The organism is Streptomyces ortus (genome assembly GCF_026341275.1).
GTDB classification, from domain to species: Bacteria; Actinomycetota; Actinomycetes; order Streptomycetales; family Streptomycetaceae; genus Streptomyces; species Streptomyces ortus.
Window position 1 is genome coordinate 340,590 of the sequence record NZ_JAIFZO010000002.1, and the last position, 8,712, is coordinate 349,301.

Here is an 8,712-nt window from a genome sequence, read left to right on the forward strand (position 1 = left end):
ACAGGCCCCGCCCGGCCCACACCGTGGCGCACAGCACCACCGTCACGAGCGCGGCCCCGGCGGCGATCACTGCTGCCCCTCCTCCGTGAGGCGTGCCCGCCGGTTCTCCGCCCAGTTCGGGTCGATCTTCGGCGCGGGTCCGCGAGGCGGAGGCGGGTCGTTGCGGTGCCGCCACGCGTGCCGGGCCTGCACCGGGTGGGCGACGATCCACGCCAGGTTTTCGGCGGACAGGACGGCGAAGACCGCCCACCAGCGCGCGGTCCGCCGATCCGGCGGCGTTCCGGTGGTCTGCCAGTGCGCCCAGTCGGAGGCGCGGTGTCCGAGCCGGGCCCGGCCGAGGGCGAACCCTGCGGCCAGGAGCACGGCGGCGTACAGCAGGTTGAGGATCACGAGGCGCCTCCCTGTCGCCGCGCCTTGCGGACCCGGGCCCGTGCGCTCAGCCACGCCTCCCGGTACCGGTCCCGGCTGCGCCTCAGCTCGCGGACCTCCGTGGCCAAGGCGGCAACCTGCTGCTGCGCCTCGGTCGGACCGCCGAGCACGGCGAGGGTGGTGCGGGCGAGGTCGAGATAGTCCTTGCGCAGGTCGCGGTTCGCGTGGTCCCAGGAGTCGTCGTCGTGGAGCCATCCGTCGTTGTGGGCGAGGCGGCGGGCGAGGTCGGTCTCGGCCTGGGTGGGTGGCGCGGTGTCGGCCATGTCAGGCCTCCTCGGGCTGCGGCACGACGGCGGGCGGGGCGGCCTTCAGTGCGGCCCGGTGCGCGGCGACGACGCATTCGCCGGAGCAGTACGGGCGGTCGTCGCCGGTGCGGAACACGAAGTCGTCCTCGCCGTAGTCGCTGATGTCGTCGCCGCAGCGCGGGCAGAGCAGCGGCTCCTCGTCGGTGTCGCAGTGCTCGCACCCGTCTTGGCCGCAGGCACACGACTGGCGTGCCTCGTCCGGCGTCTCGTTGTCGGGCTGCTCCTCGGCGGCAGGCACGGCGGCCAGACGCTCCCGCAGCGCGGCCCGGCGCTCCCCGGCAGCAGACAGATGAGCGGCCCGGCTGGCGGGCGCAGACGGCACGGCGGGGGCGGCGGGCGCGGGAGGCTGTTCGTCGTTCCGGTGCACGATCGCGCGGGCCACAGCAGCAGCACGCAGCGCATCACCAGCAGCAGGCTCGATCAGGCGGGCCAGCTCCGGCACGGTGTACGTGTCGAAGCCGATCGACGGATGGCCGTCAGCGGCCGTGTAAACCACGGACATGTTCACGGTGGGCTCGGGCTTCGGCGCATGCTCGCACTCCCCCCAGACGAGCGTGTGGGCTTGCGCGAGGCGGCAGTCGCGACGGCACCCGTCGAAGTCGCGGGCGGTCTCAGGGTCGGTGGTCGGGTCGGGCTGGTTCACGAGTACTCCAGGTGAGAGGGTTCGGGGCACCGGCCGCCGCGGTTCGAGCGCGGCGGCCGGCCTGCGGGCGGGGAACATCAGACGGATGTGGCAGGCGGGGCGTCGAGGATCGACTCCCAGGTGGCTCGCATCGTCCGGGCGCAGTCCTCCAGGAAGGCGCGCACTGCGGGCTCGTCGGCCTCGGTGACGGTGACCTGCTGTGAGCAGTTGAAGCTCTTGCGCTGGAGGACGAAGAACAGCAGCAGGTACTCGTCGCCGTCCCAGTCGTGGAAGCCGGGCTTGCGCCAGTCCCAGCGGAACAGCAGGTTGAGGTCGCGGTCGCCGGTGACGAACAGGGTCTCGTCGGCGAACTCCTGCCACGAGGCGAAGACGGTGTGCTGGCCGTTCTTGAAGAAGTTCCCTTCGGCGCAGTAGTACGGGTGGTCGATCGCCCACAGCCGCTGTTCGGTGAGCGGGGTCTGGTCGGTCATGGTGTGGCCTTTCGTGGTCGGGCGGATATCCGGACGGGCAGGTCAGGCGGGGGCGGGCTGGGTCCACGGCTGCGGGGTGAGCGCCGAGGGCAGGTACAGCGGGTGCCTGGGCTGCCCCGCTTTCGTCACCGCGAGCGCCGTCAGCCGGTCCATGCCGGGCAGGGCAAGAACGGCGGCTATCCGGTCGAGGCGGGCGTTGACGCCCCACGCTCCGACCAGCGGGCCTTTCGACTCGGCGGCGATCGTGGCGGCGGCGTAGAGGTGCGCGTCGTTGTCCGGGCCGACCGGATCGGCTGCGCACCACAGTTCGTTCGGGTCGGTGGCCCGCCAGGCGTACAGGTTGGCGACCATGAGGGCGCCGCAGCCCCAGGAGCGGGCGTAGCCGATGCACCGGCGGATCGTCGGGTCGTCACGAAGGGCGTCTGCGGTGGACGGGTTGAGCATCACGAACACGGCGGTCGGCCCGTCGGCCCATTCGCGGCCGAGGAGATACCGGTAGCGGTCGCAGTCAGACAGGATCGCGGAGCCCAGGGGCCGCTCCTCCATGTCGAACAGGATCAGGTCGTTCGTCACGCCGCCTCCAACCGCACGGGGTCGACCTCGGGGTGCGTGAACCGCACCGGCTTGCCCAGCTCGCGGGCGTAGGCGATCTCGGCGCGGGTGGAGTCCCCGACGTAATCCCCGACGACGAGCACCCGGTCGGCGAGGCGGATCTTCTGCCGGTGCTGCTCGTCGAGGCGCACCTTCAGCGCCTCTGCTTCGGCGGGGTCGGCCCACAGGCGGTGCGCGATCTTCATGTTGCAGTCGGGCTTCAGGACGAGGGCGCCAGCGACGGACTCGACGATGGCGGCTTCGGTCATCTGGTCGGCGAACCGCATGGATCCGCACAGGACGACGACGTCGCGGATGCCGAGGCGGGTCTTGCCGTCGGCAAGCTTCTCTTCCGGGGTGAGGAGTTCGGGGTAGGTCACGGCGGGGCTCCTTGATCGCTGGGTTGGGTGAGGTGTTGGTCAGGGGGCGGAAGGCAGGCCGGGCGCCGGTCAGTAGACGTCGAGGACGGTGACCGGCTGCGCCCCGGGCTCGCTCGCGTCGACCTGCTCGGTGACCCACTCGTAGTCGGGGTCCTCGCCCTGCTCCGGGTCGGGCTTGCGGAAGATCACCCACTCCTCGGTGACGCGGTCGTACCAGTCGTCGAGGCGGGCAGTGCGGTCGTCGGCGAGGTTGGCGATGCCGACGAAGACGCGGGCGTGCCGGTTGAAGGCGGCGAAGGCGCGGCGGGTTCCGGGGTGGCCGAGGGCGAGCATGTCGCCGTCCTCGCCGATGTGGCAGACGGGGATGCCGTAGTGGGTGTCCTCGGTCTCGGGGTCGGCGATCGGGAGGGTGGTGTCGGTCTGGGTCATGGTGGTTTCTCCTGGGGTGTGGGTGATCGCTGCCGGTTTGCACCGGTTTGGGTTGTTGCATCCCGGACCGGTCCCCGCTCGGGGCGGTAAACCGGCAGGTCAGGCGGCTGCGGCTAGAACTCGGGCGGGAATGTCGGCTGCGGCCCGGACCAGGGCGACGGCGACGGCGACGGCGACGGCGACGGCGTTGCCAACCTGCAGGTGCTGCTCACCGGCACGGCCGTGGAACTGGAAGCCGGGCCGGAAGCCCTGCAGCGTGGCGCATTCGGCGACGGTGGGCCGCAGGTGCGGAAGATCCCGGTCGCGCCAGGCCGGCGTGCCGATGTGGCGCTTCATGGCCTGCCGGGTGCCGTTGCCGAACGGTTCGGCGCCGCCTGTGTAGGTGCCGCCGCCGGTGACTGCGGGGGCGGGCCGCTGGGTGTAGCCCCAGCCGATGACGTCGGCCATGGCGACTTGCGGCGGCTGCCCGAGCCCTCCGTGCGTCGGTGCGGGCAGAAGCGCCTCACGGGCCCTGGAGGCGACGAGGACGGCCCGCTTGCGGTTCTGGCCCAGCCCGTAGCCCGCAGCGTCCACAACGCCCGTGGAGGCGCTGTAGCCCCACCTCTGGAGAACGGCGGCGTACTGCTGCCAGACGGGAAGCACCGACGGCACCTGCTCCAGGCAGATCCACTCCGGCATCAGGTCGTACATCCACCGCATCGGTTCCGCCGTGAGGACCGACCGCTCGTCGACGCAGGCCGCCCCGATCGCAGCCCGGGTGTCCTTGCCGCGGGACAGGTCTTCGATCGCCTGGTGCACCAGCGGCAGATCCTGCAGGCCGAGCTTCTTGCCCGACTTGCCGAACCCGGGGCACGGCGGCGACCAGATGCCGCCCGTCGTGCGGACCTTGAACATCCACGTCGGGTACTGGGTGACGTCGCAGCGGACCGTCGCGTGCCCGGCGCCGACCCGGGTGCGGCAGGCGGCGGCGTCGAGTTCGAGGCCGATGTCGCGCATGCCGAGCTCGGCGAGACCCTCGGACCAGCCGATGCCGGCGAAACCGTGGACGATCACGCGGACTCCTTGAGTGCGGCGAGGAGACGATTCCGGTTGGCGGCCTGCTGGGCGGGCGACAGGGGCAGCCGTCCGTCGGGCCGGTAGTCACGGACTTTCCCGGACGGCACGGCTTCGGCGTACAGCCGGCCGAGCTTGTCGGCGGGCGGCATCCGCAGTGCGCGGCGGACCCGGGCCACCGTCATTTCGTGGCAGTACAGGCGGCGGGCGATCGACGCGTTGCTGTGGCCCTCACGGATCAGGGCGGCAATGTCGGCACGGACCCTCATGACTCGGCTCCCGTCAGGCGGGCGTCGAAGCAGTGCTGGCAGTTGCGGTCACCACAGGGCTTGCCGAGGGTGTGCGCGGAGACGATGCGCGCGAGTTCGCGGCGGATCTCCGGAGACTTGACGATGTCGTCGGCGATCAGGAAGGCGAGCTTCCAGGTGTCGACCCGGGTGTTGATCTCCTGCGCGAGCAGGTGGCGGAGCCGGTCATCGACAGGCGGGTAGGCGTTCACGCGGCGGTGACCTCGGCTTCCTGGTAGCGGCGGGCGTGGACGGTCTGGCGGGCACGCCCGTCTTCGTGGCAGGGCACGGCGGGGGTGACCTGGCAGTCGGGGCAGCAGGCGACGGTTTGCGCCCATTCGGAGCGCCGCTGCGGGTGCACTTCGGGGAGGATCCGGCCGGTGGTGCGCAGCCGGCACGGCTTGTGGGCGGCGACCCCGCAGTGTGGGCAGGGCACGGAGCGGGCGGGGTCCTGGCTGGCGCGCATGAAGTGGCGCAGGCTGTCGGGCATCGGGGCACCGGCGTGAAGCGTCATCGGGTTGCCTCCTGGGCGATGTCGGTCTCGGTGCGGTAGCCGGTCGGAACGGGGATCCCGGTGCCGGGCTTCGGGTTACGGCCGTGGTCGTGGCGGTCGAGCCAGCCCTGGACGTAGCCGCGGCAGGTAGGGCACATCTGGTCGGCGTCGGGCTTCCAGGTCTGGAGCGTGTAGCGCATGTCGAGCCCGCAGGCGGTGGCGTCGCCGAGCCAGATATGGGCCTTGCGGTAGCGGTCGACCGCGGCCCACCGGAAGGTCGGAATGCGGGGGTCAAGGCCGGTCATCGGGTCTCCTCGGGTGGGCAGTTGCCGCAGTCGCAGGGCTGGTCGGGTCGGTGTTCTTCGTTGCTGTAGTGCCGGACTGCGGCATCCCAGACGTGCTTGGGGATCGACCACTCCGGCGGCGGGCCCGGCGGGGACGACCCGGTCGGCCAGGCGCCGGGCCGGTGGCCGGGCGGCTTCGGCGGGGCTACGGGCTTCGGCGCGTCCTCGCGGCGGGAGCGGCCGATCGCGATCTGCGCCCGCAGTAGGGCCCGCAGCTCGCCGGGGCCCTCGCGGTGGATCGCCTTCACGTCGTCGACCTGAATGCCGTCGTCGTCCGGGATCACGTGATCGTTCACGAGGCGGCCCCCTCGCCGGCAGGCACGGCGTCCTCGGTCGCGGTCTCCGCCTGGCGGGCGAGGAACTGCTCGGACCGGGCCTTGATCGCCTTCTCCTGGGCGAGGCGCTCCTCGACGGAAAGCTCTGCTTCGCCGTCAGCGGCCCGAACGCGGGCCCGGTGAGGGTTGAGGCGCGGTTTGCCCATCGGCTGCTTCTCGGAGCCGCCGGGGCCCTTGCACGGCCTGCCTATCGCCGCACGGCAGGCATCCACCGGGCACTCGATGCCCAGCGGGCCCGACCGGCGCACCGTGTCGATCAGCTCGGCCTCGACGACGCCCTCGTCGCCGACCGTGCGGTTGCCCTCCCAGCCGCGCGCCTCCAACTCGGCCATGAACTCCCGCGACGGACCGCCCTCCAGAGCCAGCAGCCCGGACGGGGCAGCGACACGACCGGAGGCGATGGCCTGCACCTGGCCCTTGTAGCGGGCCAGGAACTCGGCAGGCGTCTCGTCGGGCAGCGGCTCGTACTGGAAGTTCTCCAGCCGCGCCGACCGGATCTTGCTACGCAGGGTGCGGACGTGATGCGGCAGGATCCACAGCTTCGCGTCCGGGTCCTTCGGCGGGGTCGTGTAGTAGCTGGCGACAGCGGCCTTGGTGTCGTTGTCGAACGGCACGTCATGCAGAGCGGCGGCCCAGGCAGTTGCGGCGGCTGCGGACGGCTGCCGATTATCGAAGGCCGTGCAGTGGCCGAGCAGCTCGGCGGCTTCCTTTCGGTTCATGCGGAGTCCTCGTCGTCGAAAGAGGCGGCAATGGCAGCCCAGCCGGCGACCTTGGCGTCGGTGCCGGTGAGGGTCTGGCCGTTGTGGAGGGTGATGACGTTGCTGGCGCTCTGCGCCTGGCGGATCTCGGAGAAGGCGAACTGGAGAGTTCCGGCGCTGACTGGCTTCGAGAGAGAGCCGAGGCGCTCAAGGGCTTTCCAGAGCTCTCCGGAGTCGGTGCCGTTGGCGAGGGTGTCGGCGACGACCTTGCGCACCTGGCGCTGGCTGTAGGCGTTGCCGCGGGCGTACCGCTCAAGGAAGGCGTCGGTCATCCGGTCTTCGATGGCCCTCTCGCCCGTCTGTGCGACGGCGGGGCTGCCGGGTGACTGCCGGGGGGTAGGGGGGGTTCCCTTCCTTTCCCTGTTCCCTTCCTTTCCCTTCCCTTCCGTCAGTGAATGGTTCATGGAAGAAAAGTCACCGTCGGTACTCGTATGGGGCTGCGAGTTGGACGGAGCGTAAGAATCGTTCACTGAGTCATTCACTGAACGGTTCAGTGAATCGTTCAGTGAATCCTCAATGCCTGCGAGTCCGGCGGGCGGAATGAAGCCTTCCTCGTCACCGGAGCCCCGACTGCGGCCACACACCCGATGCACGGCACGGACGTTGGACGGGTGATCGGTGCCCCCCGCGGGCACCGGTCGGACATGATCGATCCAGAGGTTGTGGTCGTCATTCACGACGAGGCGGCGCGGAATCTCGCCTCCGCACAGCTGGCAGACCCAGCCGTCACGGCGGGCGTACATCTCCCGCACCTGCCAGGCGCTCGTCGACGGCGGCGGCAGCTTGCTCCTCTGCGGCCGGTTGATCCGCTGGTGCTTGCGGAAGTTGACGACCACCGCCATCTGCTGCTTGGCCACGCCGCCGATGAACGGAAAGACGAGCCCGGTGTCGGTGAGGCATCGCATGAGCTGGTCGACTTCCTTGGGGCCCAAGTCGTCGTCGTACATGAACGCCTGCGCCTTGATGTAGGCCGGCGTCCAGCGCAGGATCCCCTCGTCGTCGGCCATGTTGAACGTGGCGATGAACAGCAGCCGGGCGTCCCGCGGGATGGTGCCGAGGAGTTCGTCTTCCCACAGCTCGGGCTTCACGGTGCGGATGCGCGGCATCAGAGACCACACCTCTCGCGCACCGAGGCATCGAGATGGTCCTCGATGTAGACGCCCCTTGCTTGAGCCGTGAGCGTTACCGCCCTGAGAATGGTCAGCCGGTCGAGACCTGCATTGATGGCTTGCTCGACGCTGCACTCGAAGAGGAGAACCTCCTCCATCTCGGGCCAGCCCTTACGGCCGGTGCTGAGAAACCAGAGGGACCGCCAGACGCGGAAGGCCTCATTCGTGACTGCCAGCCAGTTGGGGTCGCTGATCTCGGTGAGGCAGATAAACGTGTCGCCCTTGAAGCCGGCGACGGTGGCCGAACGCCTGATGATGTCGGCAGACATCCCCATCCGGTACATGTCGCGGGTGCCGCTTCGAACCTCTTCGAGCTGGGCGAGAGTGATCTCGTCGCTGGCGTAGATGCTCGCGTAGGCCTCGGTCCACAAGCGCTCGGCTTCGCTTGCGAGCGTCTCCAGCGACGGGGGAACGGTGTCGCTCTGTACGTCTTCGACGAAGCCCTCGATCGCAGAGGTCTTCCCGCTGTTGCAGGGTTCGCACGCCGCTACGAGGTTGCTCGGATGGTCGGTACCGCCGAGCGCAACGGGTGTGACGTGGTCCACCCGCAGCGGAGCCTCAGGGGCACTCGCGCCGCAGTACCGGCAGGTGTACCGGTCGCGCCGGAGGATCTCGTACCGGAGGCGCTTCGAGACGGCCATTGGTCTTCTTTCGGTGAAGGCTGGTCGGGGGCTTTTGGGCGCACGGAACCAAGCCCTTAGGGCGGCTTCATTTGCTGATCGGGTGCCGCCTTGGCACGCCTCCACACTACCCCTTGGTGCCCATCATTGCGATGGGCACCCGATGGGCACCCGAAAGCGGCAGGGTGCCCATCGATCGCACGGTCAGCTACGCTGTGCATATGACGACGAAGGGAACGACCGGACGCGTGGTCCGCGTCGAGAAGGAGACGTGGGACGAGTACGCCGAGGCGTGCGCGGCCAAGGGCCTGTCGCGTGCCGCCGACCTGCGCGTCTACATCAACCGCGAGATCGCCGCGCACAAGCGCCGGCTCCGCGAAGCTGCCTCCGACTGACCTCACAGCCC

17 protein-coding genes are annotated in these 8,712 nt (G+C 70.2%); 1 reads left to right on the plus strand and 16 read right to left on the minus strand.

Translation table 11 applies throughout. The annotated features are described in order from the left end of the window. Positions 1–66: 66 nt before the first annotated feature. The 16 genes from K3769_RS04605 to K3769_RS04680 form a co-directional block, all read right to left on the minus strand. Positions 67–390 carry a hypothetical protein gene (locus tag K3769_RS04605; protein WP_267025176.1) on the minus strand — a complete coding sequence of 108 codons (324 nt, stop codon included), beginning with the start codon at positions 388–390 and terminating at the stop codon, positions 67–69. Beyond that, complete coding sequence (locus K3769_RS04610; RefSeq protein ID WP_267025177.1) at positions 387–692, minus strand: hypothetical protein; 306 nt, start codon at positions 690–692, stop codon at positions 387–389. The genes K3769_RS04605 and K3769_RS04610 overlap by 4 nt, the downstream gene beginning before the upstream one ends. A 1-nt stretch (position 693) precedes the next feature. Next, positions 694–1,377, minus strand: coding sequence for a hypothetical protein (locus K3769_RS04615; RefSeq protein WP_267025178.1), 684 nt, complete (start codon positions 1,375–1,377; stop codon positions 694–696). A gap of 77 nt (positions 1,378–1,454) precedes the next feature. After that, positions 1,455–1,847 (minus strand): hypothetical protein, encoded by a 393-nt coding sequence (locus K3769_RS04620; RefSeq protein WP_267025179.1) that lies wholly within the window; start codon positions 1,845–1,847, stop codon positions 1,455–1,457. A gap of 42 nt (positions 1,848–1,889) precedes the next feature. After that, on the minus strand, positions 1,890–2,420 hold the full coding sequence (locus tag K3769_RS04625) for a DUF1643 domain-containing protein (protein WP_267025180.1): 531 nt from the start codon (positions 2,418–2,420) through the stop codon (positions 1,890–1,892). Beyond that, positions 2,417–2,818, minus strand: coding sequence for a hypothetical protein (locus tag K3769_RS04630; RefSeq protein ID WP_267025181.1), 402 nt, complete (start codon positions 2,816–2,818; stop codon positions 2,417–2,419). The genes K3769_RS04625 and K3769_RS04630 overlap by 4 nt, the downstream gene beginning before the upstream one ends. 69 nt (positions 2,819–2,887) lie before the next feature. Further along, positions 2,888–3,247, minus strand: coding sequence for a hypothetical protein (locus tag K3769_RS04635; protein ID WP_267025182.1), 360 nt, complete (start codon positions 3,245–3,247; stop codon positions 2,888–2,890). Between the two features lie 99 nt (positions 3,248–3,346). Then, positions 3,347–4,300 (minus strand): DNA cytosine methyltransferase, encoded by a 954-nt coding sequence (locus tag K3769_RS04640; RefSeq protein ID WP_267025183.1) that lies wholly within the window; start codon positions 4,298–4,300, stop codon positions 3,347–3,349. Continuing rightward, the gene (locus tag K3769_RS04645) at positions 4,297–4,569 is read right to left on the minus strand and encodes a helix-turn-helix domain-containing protein (protein ID WP_267025184.1); all 273 of its coding nucleotides are present in this window, start codon (positions 4,567–4,569) and stop codon (positions 4,297–4,299) included. The genes K3769_RS04640 and K3769_RS04645 overlap by 4 nt, the downstream gene beginning before the upstream one ends. Continuing rightward, a complete protein-coding gene (locus tag K3769_RS04650) occupies positions 4,566–4,799 on the minus strand; it encodes a hypothetical protein (RefSeq protein WP_267025185.1) in 234 nt (77 codons plus the stop codon). The genes K3769_RS04645 and K3769_RS04650 overlap by 4 nt, the downstream gene beginning before the upstream one ends. Continuing rightward, positions 4,796–5,101, minus strand: coding sequence for a zinc finger domain-containing protein (locus tag K3769_RS04655; protein ID WP_267025186.1), 306 nt, complete (start codon positions 5,099–5,101; stop codon positions 4,796–4,798). Before K3769_RS04655 ends, K3769_RS04650 begins: the two co-directional genes overlap by 4 nt. Next, the gene (locus K3769_RS04660; protein WP_267025187.1) at positions 5,098–5,385 is read right to left on the minus strand and encodes a hypothetical protein; all 288 of its coding nucleotides are present in this window, start codon (positions 5,383–5,385) and stop codon (positions 5,098–5,100) included. The genes K3769_RS04655 and K3769_RS04660 overlap by 4 nt, the downstream gene beginning before the upstream one ends. Then, the gene (locus K3769_RS04665) at positions 5,382–5,720 is read right to left on the minus strand and encodes a hypothetical protein (protein ID WP_267025188.1); all 339 of its coding nucleotides are present in this window, start codon (positions 5,718–5,720) and stop codon (positions 5,382–5,384) included. Before K3769_RS04665 ends, K3769_RS04660 begins: the two co-directional genes overlap by 4 nt. After that, positions 5,717–6,478, minus strand: coding sequence for a zinc finger domain-containing protein (locus K3769_RS04670; RefSeq protein ID WP_267025189.1), 762 nt, complete (start codon positions 6,476–6,478; stop codon positions 5,717–5,719). Before K3769_RS04670 ends, K3769_RS04665 begins: the two co-directional genes overlap by 4 nt. Continuing rightward, positions 6,475–7,623 (minus strand): HNH endonuclease, encoded by a 1,149-nt coding sequence (locus tag K3769_RS04675; protein WP_267025190.1) that lies wholly within the window; start codon positions 7,621–7,623, stop codon positions 6,475–6,477. Before K3769_RS04675 ends, K3769_RS04670 begins: the two co-directional genes overlap by 4 nt. Continuing rightward, complete coding sequence (locus tag K3769_RS04680; RefSeq protein WP_267025191.1) at positions 7,623–8,327, minus strand: HNH endonuclease; 705 nt, start codon at positions 8,325–8,327, stop codon at positions 7,623–7,625. The genes K3769_RS04675 and K3769_RS04680 overlap by 1 nt, the downstream gene beginning before the upstream one ends. Before the next feature lie 200 nt (positions 8,328–8,527). On the opposite strand from K3769_RS04680, the gene K3769_RS04685 reads away from it, so the two are divergent. Then, positions 8,528–8,701: a hypothetical protein gene (locus K3769_RS04685; protein ID WP_267025192.1), complete on the plus strand. Its 174-nt coding sequence runs from the start codon at positions 8,528–8,530 to the stop codon at positions 8,699–8,701. The last annotated feature ends 11 nt before the right edge of the window (positions 8,702–8,712 follow it).

What these genes read in the sequence shown, in the direction of transcription:
- K3769_RS04610 (WP_267025177.1), bottom strand. Translation starts at nt 692, where the DNA reads ATGGCCGACACCGCGCCACCCACCCAGGCCGAGACCGACCTCGCCCGC.
- K3769_RS04620 (WP_267025179.1), bottom strand. Translation starts at nt 1,847, where the DNA reads ATGACCGACCAGACCCCGCTCACCGAACAGCGGCTGTGGGCGATCGAC.
- K3769_RS04635 (WP_267025182.1), bottom strand. Translation starts at nt 3,247, where the DNA reads ATGACCCAGACCGACACCACCCTCCCGATCGCCGACCCCGAGACCGAG.
- K3769_RS04645 (WP_267025184.1), bottom strand. Translation starts at nt 4,569, where the DNA reads ATGAGGGTCCGTGCCGACATTGCCGCCCTGATCCGTGAGGGCCACAGC.
- K3769_RS04655 (WP_267025186.1), bottom strand. Translation starts at nt 5,101, where the DNA reads ATGACGCTTCACGCCGGTGCCCCGATGCCCGACAGCCTGCGCCACTTC.
- K3769_RS04660 (WP_267025187.1), bottom strand. Translation starts at nt 5,385, where the DNA reads ATGACCGGCCTTGACCCCCGCATTCCGACCTTCCGGTGGGCCGCGGTC.
- K3769_RS04670 (WP_267025189.1), bottom strand. Translation starts at nt 6,478, where the DNA reads ATGAACCGAAAGGAAGCCGCCGAGCTGCTCGGCCACTGCACGGCCTTC.
- K3769_RS04675 (WP_267025190.1), bottom strand. Translation starts at nt 7,623, where the DNA reads ATGCCGCGCATCCGCACCGTGAAGCCCGAGCTGTGGGAAGACGAACTC.
- K3769_RS04680 (WP_267025191.1), bottom strand. Translation starts at nt 8,327, where the DNA reads ATGGCCGTCTCGAAGCGCCTCCGGTACGAGATCCTCCGGCGCGACCGG.
- K3769_RS04685 (WP_267025192.1), top strand. Translation starts at nt 8,528, where the DNA reads ATGACGACGAAGGGAACGACCGGACGCGTGGTCCGCGTCGAGAAGGAG.